This is a genomic window from Clostridium sp. CM027 (genome assembly GCF_024730565.1).
GTDB classification, from domain to species: domain Bacteria; phylum Bacillota; class Clostridia; order Clostridiales; family Clostridiaceae; genus Clostridium_AD; species Clostridium_AD estertheticum_B.
Map to the genome: position 1 here is coordinate 557,654 of NZ_CP077725.1, position 17,175 is coordinate 574,828.

At 31.3% G+C, this 17,175-nt stretch carries 15 protein-coding genes; 10 read left to right on the forward strand and 5 right to left on the reverse strand.

Features of this window, described 5'->3' with window-relative positions:
* Positions 1 to 77 precede the first annotated feature (77 nt).
* The 6 genes from KTC92_RS02745 (at position 78) to KTC92_RS02770 (ending at position 7,047) form a co-directional block, all read left to right on the forward strand.
* Positions 78 to 2,261, forward strand: coding sequence for a bifunctional (p)ppGpp synthetase/guanosine-3',5'-bis(diphosphate) 3'-pyrophosphohydrolase (locus KTC92_RS02745; protein ID WP_165412767.1), 2,184 nt, complete (start codon positions 78 to 80; stop codon positions 2,259 to 2,261).
* A 36-nt stretch (positions 2,262 to 2,297) separates the two neighbouring features.
* A complete protein-coding gene (gene dtd, locus KTC92_RS02750; RefSeq protein WP_165412766.1) occupies positions 2,298 to 2,744 on the forward strand; it encodes a D-aminoacyl-tRNA deacylase in 447 nt (148 codons plus the stop codon).
* Positions 2,745 to 2,754: 10 nt separating this feature from the next.
* Positions 2,755 to 3,363, forward strand: a complete 609-nt coding sequence (locus KTC92_RS02755) for an MBL fold metallo-hydrolase (RefSeq protein ID WP_220286578.1) — start codon at positions 2,755 to 2,757, stop codon at positions 3,361 to 3,363.
* A 56-nt stretch (positions 3,364 to 3,419) separates the two neighbouring features.
* A complete protein-coding gene (locus KTC92_RS02760) occupies positions 3,420 to 4,847 on the forward strand; it encodes a coproporphyrinogen III oxidase (protein ID WP_216302792.1) in 1,428 nt (475 codons plus the stop codon).
* Between the two features lie 57 nt (positions 4,848 to 4,904).
* The gene (gene aspS / locus KTC92_RS02765; protein WP_216302793.1) at positions 4,905 to 6,686 is read left to right on the forward strand and encodes an aspartate--tRNA ligase; all 1,782 of its coding nucleotides are present in this window, start codon (positions 4,905 to 4,907) and stop codon (positions 6,684 to 6,686) included.
* A 73-nt stretch (positions 6,687 to 6,759) separates the two neighbouring features.
* Positions 6,760 to 7,047 carry a metal-sensitive transcriptional regulator gene (locus KTC92_RS02770; RefSeq protein WP_216302794.1) on the forward strand — a complete coding sequence of 96 codons (288 nt, stop codon included), beginning with the start codon at positions 6,760 to 6,762 and terminating at the stop codon, positions 7,045 to 7,047.
* A 31-nt stretch (positions 7,048 to 7,078) separates the two neighbouring features.
* On the opposite strand, the gene KTC92_RS02775 is transcribed toward KTC92_RS02770, so the two are convergent.
* On the reverse strand, positions 7,079 to 7,504 hold the full coding sequence (locus KTC92_RS02775; RefSeq protein WP_216302795.1) for a threonine/serine exporter family protein: 426 nt from the start codon (positions 7,502 to 7,504) through the stop codon (positions 7,079 to 7,081).
* Positions 7,501 to 8,274, reverse strand: a complete 774-nt coding sequence (locus KTC92_RS02780) for a threonine/serine exporter family protein (RefSeq protein ID WP_216302796.1) — start codon at positions 8,272 to 8,274, stop codon at positions 7,501 to 7,503. Before KTC92_RS02780 ends, KTC92_RS02775 begins: the two co-directional genes overlap by 4 nt.
* Positions 8,275 to 8,692: 418 nt before the next feature.
* On the opposite strand from KTC92_RS02780, the gene glyA reads away from it, so the two are divergent.
* Entirely contained in the window at positions 8,693 to 9,922 is a 1,230-nt protein-coding gene (gene glyA, locus KTC92_RS02785; protein WP_220286577.1) for a serine hydroxymethyltransferase, read from the forward strand.
* Between the two features lie 138 nt (positions 9,923 to 10,060).
* On the opposite strand, the gene KTC92_RS02790 is transcribed toward glyA, so the two are convergent.
* Positions 10,061 to 11,356: a TMEM198/TM7SF3 family protein gene (locus KTC92_RS02790; RefSeq protein WP_220286576.1), complete on the reverse strand. Its 1,296-nt coding sequence runs from the start codon at positions 11,354 to 11,356 to the stop codon at positions 10,061 to 10,063.
* A gap of 135 nt (positions 11,357 to 11,491) precedes the next feature.
* On the opposite strand from KTC92_RS02790, the gene KTC92_RS02795 reads away from it, so the two are divergent.
* The 3 genes from KTC92_RS02795 to KTC92_RS02805 all read left to right on the forward strand — a co-directional run bounded on the left by KTC92_RS02795 (position 11,492) and on the right by KTC92_RS02805 (position 13,866).
* Positions 11,492 to 11,893: a hypothetical protein gene (locus KTC92_RS02795; RefSeq protein WP_216302799.1), complete on the forward strand. Its 402-nt coding sequence runs from the start codon at positions 11,492 to 11,494 to the stop codon at positions 11,891 to 11,893.
* A 199-nt stretch (positions 11,894 to 12,092) separates the two neighbouring features.
* Positions 12,093 to 12,857: a histidinol phosphate phosphatase gene (locus KTC92_RS02800; RefSeq protein WP_220286575.1), complete on the forward strand. Its 765-nt coding sequence runs from the start codon at positions 12,093 to 12,095 to the stop codon at positions 12,855 to 12,857.
* A gap of 100 nt (positions 12,858 to 12,957) precedes the next feature.
* On the forward strand, positions 12,958 to 13,866 hold the full coding sequence (locus KTC92_RS02805) for an AEC family transporter (protein WP_216302801.1): 909 nt from the start codon (positions 12,958 to 12,960) through the stop codon (positions 13,864 to 13,866).
* A 118-nt stretch (positions 13,867 to 13,984) separates the two neighbouring features.
* On the opposite strand, the gene KTC92_RS02810 is transcribed toward KTC92_RS02805, so the two are convergent.
* Together KTC92_RS02810 and hisS are read right to left on the reverse strand one after the other, a co-directional pair.
* The gene (locus KTC92_RS02810) at positions 13,985 to 15,334 is read right to left on the reverse strand and encodes an aminotransferase class V-fold PLP-dependent enzyme (RefSeq protein ID WP_165412754.1); all 1,350 of its coding nucleotides are present in this window, start codon (positions 15,332 to 15,334) and stop codon (positions 13,985 to 13,987) included.
* A 187-nt stretch (positions 15,335 to 15,521) separates the two neighbouring features.
* Entirely contained in the window at positions 15,522 to 16,838 is a 1,317-nt protein-coding gene (hisS, locus tag KTC92_RS02815) for a histidine--tRNA ligase (protein WP_220286574.1), read from the reverse strand.
* Positions 16,839 to 17,175 lie beyond the last annotated feature (337 nt).

A 17,175-nucleotide genomic window follows, 5' to 3' on the forward strand; every position in this document is an offset into this window, starting at 1 on the left:
TACAAGATATTATATAATATTAGTAAAAAGTATTGGCTGGTTATTTAACCAGCCTTTGATTTTAGGAGTGTATAAGCATGTTAGAAAAATTGTTACATAAGATTGAAACTAATTGTAATGCTGTAGACAAAGATCTTATTATTAAAGCCTTTAATTTTTCTTACGCTGCACATAAAGAGCAAAAGAGAGAGTCGGGTGAGCCTTATATTGTGCACCCATTAGAAGTAGCCTGCATTTTAGCAGAGATGGGACTTGATACTAGCACAATTGTTGCAGGTTTGCTTCATGATGTAATTGAAGACACCGTATATTCTTTTGATGATGTAAGCAGGGAGTTTAACATAGAAGTAGCAAATTTAGTGGAGGGTGTAACTAAGCTTGGACTAATAAAATATAAGACTAAGGAAGAGGAACAAGCTGATAATGTTCGCAAAATGCTCTTAGCCATGGCAAAGGATATTAGGGTTATCCTTATTAAGCTTGCAGATAGACTTCATAATATGCGAACGCTTAAATATATGCCTGTTGCAAAGCAAAAACAAAAGGCAAAAGAAACTTTGGATATTTATGCACCTCTCGCTCACAGACTTGGAATGTCTAAGATTAAATGGGAACTCGAGGACTTATCACTCAGGTATTTAAATCCGAACGAATATTATAATTTAGTAAGAAAAATTGCAGAAAAAAGAGCTGAGAGAGAAGAAAATATAGATAACATAGTGATGGAATTAAAGTTCAACTTAAATATTGTTGGAATAGAAGCTGAAATGGATGGAAGACCAAAACATTTTTACAGCATTTATAGAAAGATGGTTACTAAAAATAAGACTTTAGATCAAGTTTTTGATTTAACGGCAGTTAGAATTTTAGTAAATGATATTGGAAATTGTTATGCAGCTCTAGGTATAGTGCATACTGTGTATAAACCAATTCCTGGAAGGTTTAAAGACTATATTGCAATGCCAAAACCCAACATGTATCAATCATTACATTCAACGGTGATAGGACCGCACGGGAAACCTTTTGAAATACAAATTAGAACATACGAGATGCATAAAACAGCAGAATATGGCATTGCAGCTCATTGGAAGTATAAAGAGGGGATAGAGGGCAGTGGAGAGCAAAATTCTGACCCTAAATTTTCATGGCTTAAGGATATTCTTGAGTGGCAAGGGGAAACTTTTGACGCAGAAGAGTTTATGGAAGGGTTTAAAACTGATTTGTTTTCAGATGAAGTTTTTGTATTTTCGCCAAAGGGTGAGGTTATTAATTTACCACTTGACGCAACGCCAATTGATTTTGCTTATAGAATTCATACAGATATAGGGCATAAGTGCATGGGTGCGAAAGTAAATGGAAGAATGGTACCTTTAGAATACCACTTGAAAACTGGAGAAATAGTTGAAATTGTAACTTCATCTACGCCTAAGGGACCTAGTATTGATTGGCTGAATATTACAAAGAGCAATCAAGCTAAGAGTAAAATAAAAGCTTGGTTTAAAAAGGCTAAAAGAGATGAGAGTATTGAAAAAGGTAAAGAATTATTAGAAAGGGAATCTAAGAGACAAGGATATAATTTTGGAGAAATTGCTAAGGGCGAAGCAATAGAAAAAATATATAAGAAATATAATTTTAGAACTGTAGACGATTTATTTGCTTATGTTGGAGTGGGAGATATTATGCCTCCAACTGTAATTAATAGGTTGAGAGAGAGTTTTGAAAATAAAAACAAGCAAGAGAATATGACCATTGAGGACATTGAGCAAAAGATAACCAAGAGTGAATGTAAAGATGATAAAAAAATAATGGATTACCAAGGTCTAATAGTTAAGGGTGAGGGCAATTTACTTGTGAGGTTTGCTAAGTGCTGTAATCCAGTTCCAGGTGATGAAATAGTAGGGTACATCACTAAGGGACGAGGAGTTTCTGTTCATAGACGCGATTGCAAAAATGTTGAAGCTTTAATAAATAGTGAAATAAATAAAGTGGTTGAGGTAAGCTGGGGAGCGCCCGAAGGAAAAGGCTATATTACCGAGATTCAAATTAAAGCTGATGATACGTATGGACTATTGTCTCATATTATGGAGATAATAACGCTTACAAAAACACAATTATACTCAATCAATGCAAAAACTTTAAAAAATAATGTGGCTTTAATAAATATAAAGCTACGAGTTGCTGATATTGAGAATTTGAAAGAACTACAAAAGAAAATCACTAAGTTAACGGGTGTAATGGAAGTTTATAGAATAAAAAATTAAGAGAATTGTTTTGCTTAATTTAGGAGAGGAATATTTATGAGAGCAGTAGTGCAAAGAGTTAAATCATCAAAAGTTGAAGTTAGTGGTAAATTAGTTAGTGAAATAGGTTTTGGATTAAATGTTTTACTTGGAATCTGCGAAGGCGACACGGAGGATGATATAAAATTCCTAAAGGATAAGATATTAAACCTGAGGATTTTTGAAGAAGATGGGAAAATGAGTAAGTCATTAATAGACGTAGGGGGGGAACTTCTTGTAGTTTCTCAATTTACGTTATATGGAGATTGCAGAAAAGGTAGAAGACCAAATTTTATGAGAGCTCTTGGTGGAGAGCAAGCTGAAATATTATATTTAGAATTTGTTAAGCAGTGTAGTGAAGTGTTAGGTAAAGTTAAAACTGGAGATTTTGGAGAAGATATGCAGGTTTATATACAGAATGATGGACCAGTAACCTTACTTTTAGAGAGTAAAAAAGACTTCTAGGAGGATTAAAATGGAAATTAGAAAAGTTGTTACAGGAATATATGGATCAAATTGTTATATTGTAATGGATAAAAACACCAATGAAGCGATAGTGTTAGACCCAGGTGGAGATGTGGATGATATTGTTAAGGCCATAGATACTATAGGTGCAAAAGTTAAGTATATACTATTGACACATGGACATCTAGATCATACATCAGGAGTCGCGCAGCTTAAAACCATCACAAATGCAGTAGTGTGTATGAGTAAAAAAGACGATGATTTAATAACTAAAGGCGTAAATTTGTTTGGGCCGCTTATTGAAGGTGGAGCAGATAAGTTACTAAATAATGGGGATATAATAAGAATTTCTAATTTGGAAATTACATGTATAGATACACCTGGACATACACCTGGTGGTATGAGCTTTTTAATAAAAAACTGTGCTTTCACCGGAGATACTCTTTTTGCAGGTTCAATCGGAAGAACAGATTTTGCAGGAGGAGATTTTAATACTATAATTACTAGTATTAAATCAAAGCTTTTATGTCTGCCAGAGAACACTATAGTGTATCCTGGTCACGGACCATGTAGCACGATAAATAATGAAAAATTAAACAATCCATTTTTACAGAATTAATATAAGGGATAATAGCACAAGGAATTTTATAAGCTATGTTTCATTAAGGAGTTAGGATGATTAAGGTAAAATTAAATAACGCAGAATTTAATTATGATGTATATCAAATCATAAATTTATTTTTTTTATTTCCAGATATTAAATTTGTTGAAGAAAATTATGATTTTAATATTGAAGTAAAAGAAGATATGGTAGTTATACAAAAGGGTTTTGAAAGTTTTGAGTACACAATTAATAAATTATACAAACTTAAAGAAGAGGTTAAAAAAGCTGTTTTCTTATATTTTTCAAAGGATACAACTCGTGAGCTACCGTGGGGAACTTTAATAGGAATTAGACCTTCTAAAAGAGCTCTTGAGCTACTCCAAAAGGATATTTCTGAGAAGGATATCATAGCTGAATTTAAAGAAAAACATATTACAAGGGAAGATAAGGCGCGACTTTGTATTGATGTTGCAAAGTTTGAAAAAAATATTGTAAACAAAGAGAAAGACAATATAAGTGTTTATATTGGTATGCCTTTTTGCCCTACACGTTGTTTATACTGTTCATTTGCATCTAATCCTATAAGCAGTTGCAAAAACATAGTAGAACCTTACCTTGAGGCATTGTCGCATGAAATTAAAGAGATAAGTGATTACGTTAAAGGTAAGAAGCTTAACATTGAATGTGTATATTTTGGAGGTGGTACTCCAACTTCCGTAAATGATGAGCAATTTGAATTTATAATGAAGTGTATTTATGAAGCTTTTATTCAAAATGATAATGTGAGTGAATTTACAGTAGAATGCGGAAGACCAGATAGTATTACCTTTGAAAAGTTAACTACAATGAAAAAGTATGGAGTACATAGGATAAGCATAAATCCTCAAACTATGAACGACGATACTTTGGAATTGATTGGGAGAACTCATTCTGTAAATAGTGTTAACGAAAAATTTGCTATGGCAAGGGAACTAGGCTTTGATAATATAAATATGGATTTAATAGTAGGGCTACCGGGAGAGAAGATTTCACATATAATAAGAACTTGCGATAAAATATCCCAAATGAAACCTGATAGTATTACAATTCATGGAATGTCCATAAAAAGAGCTTCAAAACTCCATGAAAATATGCTTAATAATTATAGGTTTCAAGTTCCAGCTCAAGAAGAATTAAACCAAATGTATGAGCACACTGTTGAATTATCTAAAAAACTTCATATGAAACCGTATTATATGTATAGGCAGAAAAATATGGTGGGCAATATGGAAAATATTGGATATACAACGCCTGGAAAAGAAGGAATATACAATATTCAAATGATTGAGGAGAAACAGACAGTTATTGCACTTGGTGCAGATGCAGTTTGTAAAGTTGTTTTTTTAGAGGAAAACAGACATGAAAGGTTTGCCAATATCAAAGATGTTAGAGAGTACGTAAAAAGAGTAGATGAGATGATTGATAAAAAAATTGAACTGCTCAATACTTTATATAATTGATAATTGAGAGTTGACAAATAAGTAATAAAAATAGTATTTAGAGAGGAAGGAAGTAAAATGGCAGAAGCATTAGATGGTTTAAAGAGAACCAATATGTGTGGTGATCTTAGGGAATCGCATATATCAAATAAAATAACAGTAATGGGTTGGGTTCAAAGAAAAAGAAATCTAGGAGGACTTGTTTTTATAGACTTAAGAGATAGAACAGGTTTATTACAATTAGTATTTGGAGAAGAAATAAATAAAGAGGCTTTTCAAAAGGCAGATTTAGTGAAACCAGAATACTGTATTGCTGTAACTGGGGAACTTATTAGAAGACAGTCTCCAAATGAAAATATGCCTACAGGACTTGTAGAGGTTAAAGGTGAAAACATAAAGATATTATCTGAATCAGAAACTCCGCCTATATATATAAAAGAAGGTTTAGATGCCTCAGAAAACGTACGTCTAAAATACAGATATCTTGATTTAAGAAGACCAGATATGCAAAAAATATTTATGATACGCCATAAAACAACTAAGGTTGTTCGCGATTTTTTAGATGAGAATGGTTTTTTAGAAATAGAAACACCTATGCTCACAAAAAGTACTCCAGAGGGTGCTCGCGACTATTTAGTCCCAAGCAGAAATTATAAAGGAATGTTCTATGCACTTCCACAATCACCACAATTGTTTAAACAATTATTAATGGTGTCTGGATATGATAAGTACTTCCAAATAGCAAGATGTTTTAGAGATGAAGATTTAAGATCAAATAGACAACCAGAGTTTACACAAATAGATATAGAAATGTCATTTGTTGAAGAAGAAGATGTTATAGCTGTTAATGAGGCTTTAATTAAAAAAGTATTTAAAGAAGTTGTAAATGAGGATGTTAAACTTCCTATAAAAAGAATTACATATAAAGAAGCTATGGATAAATATGGATCAGATAAACCAGATTTAAGATTTGGAATGGAAATAAAAGATATTACCCAAGAGGTAAAAGAATGTGAATTCGTAGTATTTAAAGGTGCCATAGATAATGGCGGCAGCGTACGAGCTATAAAGGTTAGTAATGCTGCAGATATGGGAAGAAAGAAGTTAGACAAATTAGGTGAATTTGTTAAGACTTATAGAGCAAAAGGACTTGCTTGGATTGCATATAAAGAAGATGGAATTAAATCGCCAATATCTAAATTTTTAAGTGATGAAGAAATGCAATCTGTTATAAATAAGGTAGACGCCAAAACTGGAGATTTAGTACTTATTGTTGCAGACAAAGATAGCGTTGCATTGCAGTCTTTAGGGGCATTAAGATTACAGGTAGCTAAAGATCTTGAAATTTTAAAAGATAATAAAGAATTTAACTTTGTATGGGTTACAGAGTTCCCATTATTTGATTATAGCGAAGAAGAAAATAGATATGTTGCTGCACACCATCCCTTCACGATGCCAATGGATGAAGATTTACAGTATCTAGAAAGTGAGCCAGGCAGAGTTCGTGCTAAAGCTTATGATATAGTCTTAAACGGAGAAGAATTAGGTGGAGGAAGTATTAGAATACATAATTCTAAACTGCAAGAAACTATGCTTAAAGTTTTGGGATTTACGCAGGAAAAAGCATGGGAAAGATTCGGATTCTTACTAGAATCATTCAAATACGGTCCACCACCACACGGCGGCCTTGCTTTTGGACTAGATAGAATGATAATGTTCTTAGCAGGAACTGAAAACATTAAAGATGTAATAGCATTTCCTAAGAATCAAAATGCCTACTGTCCAATGAGTGAAGCTCCAAATATGGTTGATGATAAACAGCTTAAAGAACTTGGTATCAAAAAAGCCACGGAGAAATAGGATACTGGCTTATTTTTTATTTGTTTGTGACTAACTGTCAATTGTCCACTATATTGTATAGGGGAGTGGTAAAATGATAAATGAAAAAGAAAAAACAATGAATGATGAATTAGTAAAAGATATCCAAGTGAGACTAAGAAAAATTGAAGGTCAGGTTAAAGGTATTGAAAAGATGGTTTCCAGCGAAGCTTGCTGCAAAAACATATTGGTGCAAGTTGCTGCAGCTAGAGCTGCTATGAATAAAGTTGGTGCTCTTGTTTTAGAGAGATATACAAAAAACTGTCTTATACATGAAGAGGATGCAATAGAGGAAAAAAAAATCGAAGAGTTAGTTTCAACTTTCCTTATGTTTTTAAAGTAAAAAATAAAGAAGTAAAATTTGATACTAAATTTTACTTCTTTATTTTTTTGAAAATTGAACTTATGGAGGATACGAATACAATTCCAATTGCAATTGAAATTGCGCTAAATAAAGTTTCAGCACCTTTGGATAGAGCAGCATTAAAATTACCCTTTACGGCCTCAAGAGTAGAATAATACATTCCACCACCGGGTACAAGTGGTATAATTGCGCAGATTACAAATATAGTCACAGGATTTTTATATATTCTTGCCATTATTTCTGAGTAAATACTTCCAACCATGGAGGCAAAGAATAATGAGAAAACTATGGAAGCTTGTAGTCTTGAGGCAAGAAGATAGGTGAACCAGCTTATGCCTCCACCAAGGGCGGCGATTACTAAGTTTTTACCTCTAATATTAAATAGTATTCCAAAACTAAGAGAACTTAAAAAAGCATAAAAAGAATTAACAATCATATAAGAGTACCTCCAAATAATAAGAACCATGTTTTGAAAACTATACTTGTGCCTGCAGCTATAGCAATGGCTATAAATAAAGCTTCTATTGTCCTAGAGATACCAGAAACTAAATCACCAGCAATAGTATCCCTTATTGCATTTGTTATGGCAATGCCAGGTGCTAGTATCATTATAGATCCTATTATTATAGTATCCATATTACCTACTAGACATAAAGACTTGGCTAAGAGGGCTATGAATGCAGCCAAAGAACCACCAAGCATGTATTTTAGAAAGCTATTTACATCTAATTTTTCTAAAAATAAACTTAAACAATTTATAAGTGCCCCAATTATAAGGGCTACAAAAAAGTCCTTATAATTTCCACCAAAAAGTAAAGTAAAAAATCCTGCGCAGATAGCAGAAAAAAATGTGGTGGTCTTCGGAGAATAAGGTGGTAAATTATTTATATAATCAATTTTTTTTCTTATATCACTCATAGATAATGGATTAGAAACTAATTCTCTAGATAGATTGTTAATCATGGCAACCTTACCAAGGTTAACTGTTCTAACATTTATTCTTCTAATTAATGATATAGTTTTATTTTCACTATTGGTTATGGAAACCATAATACCAGTAGGGGTAACAAAACTTTCAGTGATTGGTATGCCATAGGATTTACATATCATAGTGATTGTTTGCTCGACCCTGTAGGTTTCTCCACCATTTTCTAATATGATTTTACCAGCTTCAGTAGCTACATGAATGATATCATCAATATGCATGTTATCTCCTTTCAATATAAAATTAGTTTTTGTAGACTATTATAAGGCTTAAATATTTAATTTTGTATTGCATATAATAAAATTTCTACACTATTATATACCATAAATCTATTAAATAATTATTAGTTGAAAAATTATTATTATTTATTAGCAGTTGTAGTAGGGAAATTGATACGTATACATAAACGTGTATAATATGACCATGGAATTAGAAGTGTGAAAATCCTATAATAATTATAGTTATTAAAAAAATTAGAAGATTTTCATATTCTTGTTGATAAATATGCCATTAACTTTTATAATATAAGTATAATACATATTTATATAATTTTAGAGTATTATTCTTATTTATTTTAAATTATTAATGAAACCGGTTTAGTGAATTGTTTAATCTAAAAGATGAGAGGAAGGATATGACATGACGGAATATTTAAAAAACAATGATTTGAAGGTTTACGATATTATTAAAGAGGAAAATGCGAGGCAAGAGGATCATATTGAACTAATAGCTTCTGAAAATGTTGTTAGCAGAGCTGTACTTGAAGCAAATGGTTCTATATTAACTAATAAATATGCAGAGGGATATCCTGCTAAAAGATATTATGGTGGTTGTGAAGTAGTTGATAAAATAGAAAATTTAGCTCGTGATAGAATGAAGGAACTTTTTGGAGCAGAACATGCTAACGTGCAACCTCATTCAGGTTCTCAAGCTAACATGGCTGTATATTTTTCAGTGCTTAAGCCAGGAGATACAGTATTAGGTATGAATTTGAGTCATGGTGGACACTTAACTCATGGTAGTTTAGTAAATTTTTCAGGGATTTTATATAACTTCGTTCCTTACGGTGTTAATTTAGAAACAGAAACTATAGATTATGAAAAAGTGAGAGCTTTAGCTAAAGAGCATAACCCTAAAATGATAGTTATTGGGGCGTCTGCTTACCCAAGAGCTATAGATTTTGCAGCATTTAGAGAAATTTGCGATGAAGTAAACGCATATATGTTTGTTGATATGGCTCATATAGCAGGACTTGTTGCAACAGGAGCACATGAGTCTCCAGTGCCATATGCTGATTTTGTTACTACTACAACACATAAAACACTAAGAGGACCTAGAGGTGGAGCAATTTTATGTAAAGAAAAATATGAAAAACAAGTAGACAAGTCTATTTTCCCAGGAATGCAAGGTGGACCATTAATGCATACTATTGCAGCTAAAGCTGTTTGCTTTGGAGAAGCTCTTAAACCAGAATTCAAAGTTTACATTGACCAAGTAGTTAAAAATGCAAAGGTATTGGGAGAAGAACTTTTAAAATATGGATTTAAATTAGTATCTGGAGGTACAGATAACCATCTTTTACTTATTGAATTAACAAACAAAGATATTACTGGAAAAGCAGCTGAAAAGTTATTAGATATTGTAGGTATTACTGTAAATAAAAATACTGTACCAAATGAAACTTTAAGTCCATTTGTTACAAGCGGCATAAGAATTGGTACGCCTGCTGTAACTACAAGAGGATTTAAAGAAGAAGAAATGAAAAAAATAGCTGAACTTATAAATGAAACTCTAGAAAATAGAGAAGGAAACTTAGAACCAATTAGAGAAAAAGTAGTACAATTATGTAGCAAATTCCCGTTATACTAGGGGAATAGAAACATAATATTTGTGTGTAGAGAAGGGCATCTGCTTATTGGCAGGTGCCCTTTATTAAAATATGGCAGTAGAAATATTAACTCCATTATACATTACTATTGATTACTTTTATATTTTAGTTTCTGTGTTTTACACATTTATATCTTGGGTTTCAGCGTCGTTCACAGCAGTATCGTTAACTATTAATACTGATTCACAACTATTACAGATTTCAGAAGTCTCACTATTAAGTGCGGTGCAATTTGGGCATCTTATCATGATTTTAATTCCGTTTGCAGATTGAGGTGATGTGTTAGTATTATGGTTAGTGTGATTTCGCTTTTGAAATAAATTTTGTAGTTTATTCTTTAATAAAATCCCCTCGTCTGATTTTAAAAGGTGCTTTATTGATTCAAATGCAATATATCCTATAATTGCCGTGTCTATTAATTCATAAGGAGTACTATATTTGGAATGCTGTATTTTTGGCAAAGAGCTAGCTAACATGATTAATTTCGAGATAGTAATAACTACAAATGATAGAGAAAGAGCAATGTACTGTTTATTTATAAAGCACAAGGCACCTACAAGCAATAATATTGTTACGCTACTGTTAATCCATATAAAGTCAGTGAAAATGGATATTGCAATGGATATAAAACTTACAAAATATAAAATGAAATCTATAAATGGCATAATAGTTTTTAAGACTTTAAAGGAATAAAGCACTTCAAGAAGATTTTGACAAACTTCATCAAAAGTTACCCCAGTTGCTTCTTTTGCCACAAGGGAATTATCCATTTCTATTATGTTTTTTATATTCGAAGAGAAAGTATTTCCTAGTGGAAGACTTTTAGGCTGCGATGAGTTAATTTTTGAGAAGCATGAATTTGAATTAGTCGCGTTTTTGTGTAAAGTTAATTGTACCAATACTCCAACTATAGAAATGGCTACACTAAGAAGTATATTAGCTAAATCACTATCTGCTTTAAGTATTATAAGTAAACTCATGCCAGCCGCGAAGCCACCTGAAACACTGGTGGAGAGAATAATTACAGTTTTTACAAAAAATATACTTAAAATACCTACCACTAATGATGTAAATATTGATAATGCAATACTTTGTGTCAGCATATAAGCTAATAAAAATCCCATAAGACCACAAAGAGTAAAAACTCCTACATTATATATCTTTAATGATATAAAAGCTCCTCCTATAGCGAATAGCAATCCGAAAAATATCCCCGCTCCTAAGCTTCCTATAATAAATACGCTGACTAATCCCCCTAGCATACCAAATATTAAAAATCCAAAAACAGCAATCCAAAATTTTAATATCTTATACCCTAGGAAACATTGTAAAATTCCAAAAATAAATAATGTGATAGCAATAAGTTTAATAGATTGGCCAGACGTAGAGCTAAATTGATCTAAAATTTCAATCATTTACATGATCCTCCCATTATAATTTTATTGTTCCTGCAAATGAAATTATAACATATATTTACAAATTATAAAATATTTTACTGAAATATATAATTAAGAATATGGGCATCTTAATATATAAGAAGAGGTGGAGTTATGAAAATTAAGATAGCATGTGTTTTATTAATAGGTATGTGTATGATAGGGTGCAATCGTACTACTGAGGTAGCAACAATGGTAGAAGATTTAAATATGTCACAAAAACAATCTGTAATATCTCAAAGTCAATTAAAAATTATAAGTGAGGTATCAGTTGTTAAGCGTGGAGAAACAGGTGTTATAACAATACAAGGAACACCGAATACATTATACAACATAAAGACTTCTTATAAATTAGCAAATAAAACAGTCTCTGTCATTCAATGGCGTACTACTGATGGTACAGGGGTTACTACATTTGATTGGGTTGTTAGCATGGGAACTATGGCTGGAACATATGATGCCACAATCTCTGGTGGAGGAGATACATTAAAAACGAATCATAGAGTTAAAGGGTAAAGTTTTTATTGTAGATTATTAAAATTTAAATAGTCATAAGAAGACGAAGGGATTACATTTTATAATCCCTTTTTTTAGTGCATAATCTCAGGAGATGATTTAACTGAAAATTATATATTTATAAACTATGATATAATTAAATAGATAAAAGTAAATAATAGCTTTTACATTATATATAGGAATACTAGGAGGATGGCTTATGATTGACTCACATATACATACAGAATTTTCTTCAGACTCCCAAATGAAGATTCAGGATGCTCTAGAGCATTCGAGGAAAAATGGAATAGGAATGACTATTACAGAGCATCTAGATTTGAAATTTCCAACAGGAACAGGTTTTGTTTTTGATATAAATAAATATCTTAATGATTATGAAAAGTATAGAAGTAGCAAGTTTATGCTTGGGATTGAAATAGGTATGCAACTAATCTGCCTAGAGGAAAATAGAGAAATAGCTCGTAAATATCCTTTTGACTATATAATTGGATCTATACATGTAGCCAAAGGAGAAGATGTTTTCAATCCGAAATTTTATGAAGGTAAAACTAAAAAAGAAGCTTTTGAGCAATATTTTTCAAGTATGATTGATTGCATAAAACAGTACGACTTTATTGATAGTTTAGGACATATTGACTATATATCTAGATATGCCACTTTCAATGATAAGGAAATACATTATCATGAATTTAATCAATATATAAATGACGTTTTAAAAGCTATAGTAAATAATGGAAAAATAATGGAAATCAATACTAGAAGATTAGGAAATAAGGAAGCATATATTAATTTGCTTAATATTTATAAAGCATACAACCAAATAGGAGGAAAATATGTAACCATAGGATCAGATGCTCATCATGCAGAGGATATTGGGAAAAGATTCTTAGAAGCTACTAGGATATGCGAGATATGTAACCTCAAGCCGGTGTATTTTAAAAAAAGAAAAATGGAATACATTTAAATGCGAAAAAGTATTTTATTTTAATAAATAGTTGATAAGTGTCCCCCTTTATTTGGTTAATAGTAAATTACTGATATGTTTTGAACTAAGGAGGACAAAAATGAAAAATAGCCAATTAATTAATCAAGTTATCGCATTGTTCTTTGTTATGGCGGTAGGTTTTTATGCTAAGAAAAAGAAGTTTCTTAATAAGGCAGTTGATAAAGGTCTATCGGAATTATTATTGAATATAACTTTGCCATTTATGATAGTTACATCATTTAATATTAAATATGAAGCAGAGATGGTTAATAATGCCCAAAAGATTTTAATATATTCTTTTTTAATACACATAAGTTTAATATTTATTAGTAAGATATTTTTCGTTAAGCTTCCTAAAAACAAACAGCAAGTATTTAGGTTCATAACAATTTTTTCTAATACGGGGTTTATGGGTTATCCAGTGCTTGAAAGCATTTATGGAGGAAAGGGCATTTTTTATGCAGCAATTTTCAATATTGCATTTAACATTTTAGTGTGGACAGTAGGGATAACGCTATACACTGGCGAAAAAGATTTTAAATCAATGAGGAAAGAAGTGGTAAATCCAGCTCTTATAGCAGTAATTATTGGCATAATTTTATTCGCTTTTTCAATAAGATTACCTGTACCTATTGAAGCTTCGCTAAAACTAGTTGGAGTTACCACAACACCAATATCTATGATAATTATTGGCTCAATGCTTGCGGAAATGCAATTTAAGAATATCTTTTCTGATTTTTCTATATACTATGCTACAGTAGTTAGACTTTTAATAGTTCCAATGATCGTTTACGTAGTGTTAAAATTTTCAAAGGTAGATGAATTGTTACTTAACATATGTGTTATACTGCAAGCAATGCCGGCAGCGGTAATAACTGGAATAATGGCTGAAAAATACGGTGGAGATGGGTTGCTAGCATCACAGTGCGTATTTATAACTACAATAATTTCTGGGATAACTATACCTATAGTAATATTATTTTTATAGGGTAAATAAAAACAAAATTAAGAAGAGACAAGCTCCGCATAATGAGACTTGTCTTTTTGTAATTTCAGATAAAAACTAAAGTATATTATTTTTATTTACCGGTAAATGAGTTTAGAAGTTATACATCAAAAAGGGTTTTTTTCATATTTTCATATTTGGTAACATAAAAATTTTTGTTTAATGAAATTTTCTTTAGAGCATAAGCTAGGGTATCAATTTCTGAGTAAGTGTTATACAGTCCAAAACTGATTCTAACCATTCCAGGACGGCATAAATCAGGATTTGTTATGAGATTAAGTGTAAACTCATTAGAAATATTCAATAGCTTAGCAAGGTATGGCTGAGCACAAAAACACCCACTTCTCACTGAAATGCCCCATTCATAGGAAAGTATTTTTGCAACTAAGGCGTGGTGAATTCCGCAAATATTAAAGGGGATTATGCTAACCCGGTCAACTCCTTTAGAAGTATCACAATAGATTTTTAAGTTTGGAATATTTTTCATTTTCAAAATAGCGTATGCGGTCAATTTTTTTTCAATACATTCCACGTTGTCCATACCAATTTTATTCAATGTTTTAATGGCAGATGCTAGAGCTATAGATCCTATAACATTGGGGGAACCAGCCTCATGCCTTTGAGGAGAGTCATCCCATTTTATAAAATCATGAGTAACAATATCTACTGTGCCACCGCCTACTAAATCGGGCTCACATTTATCTAAGAAATTTTTAGGACCGATTAATACACCGGTGCCAAAAGGGGCATACATTTTATGAGCAGAGAATATTAAAAAATCTATATTATATTCTGAATTCTTATTACTCATAATAAAAGGAGCGTGGGGTATTAATTGTGCACCGTCCACAAGTAGTTTTGAACCAAATTTATGAACTAATTTAGCGATAGCATAAATAGGGTTTTTATATCCAGTTACATTTGAAGCACCTGTAATTGTAACTAATTTTATATGATTATTATATTTATTTAACTTAGATTCTAAATCATCTAAGGACAAGCGACCATCCGCATCTACGGATATATAATCGATAATAAATTTATCTCTCCAAGGTAGGTCGTTTGAGTGATGCTCCATATCCGTTGTTAGAATAACATTTTTTTCATATGGATCGTATAATAGGGTGGAAAGCTTGTTAAAGGCTTCTGTGGAATTTTTAACATAAATGACTGTATTATTAAAATCAGCATTAACAAATTTGCTGACGATATTTCTAGAATCGTCATATAATCTAGTAGTTAGTTGAGACTTATACCCTTCACCACGGTGAATGGAGGAATACCACGGAGCAAAATCAATAATATCTTCCATGACAGATTTAAAGGGAGGTGTAGTTGCTGCATTATCAAAATTAATTGCAGTAACATTTTTTCCGGATATAAGGGGTACCTTTTTGTTTATGCCAAGTATCAAACCCCTGTAGCTTGGACTATTATCTTTACTAGACATATAATCCTCCTCGTAAAATTATTTACAGTATATAGTATTAGTCTTACGAAGAAAAGGTGACTAAAAAAAGAGAAAACTTCAGGAGGAGCTATTGCAGCTTTGTAGGTAATGATTTAAAGTCTACGATCGTTTCATAAAAAAAGTAATATATTTTGCGAAAATATATTACTTTTTGTGAGTTAATGATTTATATATTAACTATTTTATGAGCACCATCAAAATCAGAAGTTATTTGCTCACCAGTGAGCATATTCTTTATAGTAACAGTTTTATTTTGAGCTTCCGTTTCACCGATTAAAAGTACAAAAGGGATGTTTAGTTTATTTGCATAACCAAGCTTCTTTACAAGTTTAGTATCCTCAAGGTATATTTCTGTGATTACGCCCTTATCTCTTAACGCATTTGCAAGAGAAATTCCATAATCGATATTATTATCTAATGGTATTACTAGTGCTTTTGTTATTGAAGAGATAGTGCTATTTTTAAAGAATCCAACTTCATTTAATTGATAAAATAATCTAGTAAGACCAATTGATATCCCTACTCCTGGTAGTTTTTGTTTTGTATAATACCCTGCTAAATCATCATAGCGTCCACCTGAGCATACAGATCCTATAGAAGGGTATTCGTTTAAAAATGTTTCATAAACAGTGCCTGTGTAATAATCGAGGCCTCTGGATATTTTTAAATCTATTTTAAAATTATCATCAGGAACTCCAAATAATTTAATGTATTTAGTAACTGTTGAAAGTTCACATACACCGTCTTTAAAGTTTGAATTAGAAATGTTTAAATTCTTTAATAATAATAAAATATCATCGTTGCTTCCACTGATATTAATGAATTCAAGAATTTTTTCTACGACTTCTTTACTTAAACCACTATTTAAGAGTTCCTCGGTTGCGGTTGTTACTCCAATTTTATCTATTTTATCAATAGTCTTTAAAACCTCAGATTTATCTTGGATTTCTAAAGATTCAAAAAAACCATTTAATAACTTTCTATTGTTTATTTTTATTGTGAAATTCTTAAATCCAAGATTGTTGAATATTGAATAAATAATGCTAGGTATTTCAGCATCATTCAAAATACTTAAACTGTTGCTTCCAACAATATCAATATCGCATTGGTAAAATTCACGGAAACGTCCTTTTTGATTTCTCTCTCCTCTATATACCTTACCGATTTGGTATCTTCTAAATGGGAAAGTTAAAGAACTAAAATTTTGAGCCACATATCTCGCGAGTGGCACTGTTAAATCAAATCTAAGGGATAAATCATTACTACCCTTTAAAAATCTATAAATTTGTTTTTCGGTTTCTCCGCCTCCCTTTGCTAGGAGTATTTCTGATTTCTCTATTACTGGTGTGTCTATGGGCATAAACCCAAAGCTCTCATATGTTTCCCTTATTGTATCTGCTAATTTGTTGAATTGAATTTGATCTGCTGGCAGTAACTCCATGAAGCCAGGTAAAATTGATGGTTTTACAATTTCATTTTTCATTTTTAATACCTCCTATAAAAATATAAAAAACCCCACGCAAGTGATGTACCTACGTGGGTGATATTCTTCCAAAGCTTTTTTTAAATTATACTATATATAATTAAATACTTCAAGGATGAATATGAACTTTTTTAGTTATAAGATTAAATACGTCTCATAATATATAAATTTGAGCATTATGGATATATATATGGATTATTAATGAATAATTCAATGATTTAGCTTATAAATAGGAATAATAATGAAAAATTGAGTTATTTATAGTTGACAACATTACTAGGATTTGATATCATTATTTTAGAAAGTATAGCAAAACACTCTACTTTGAAGGAGTGAT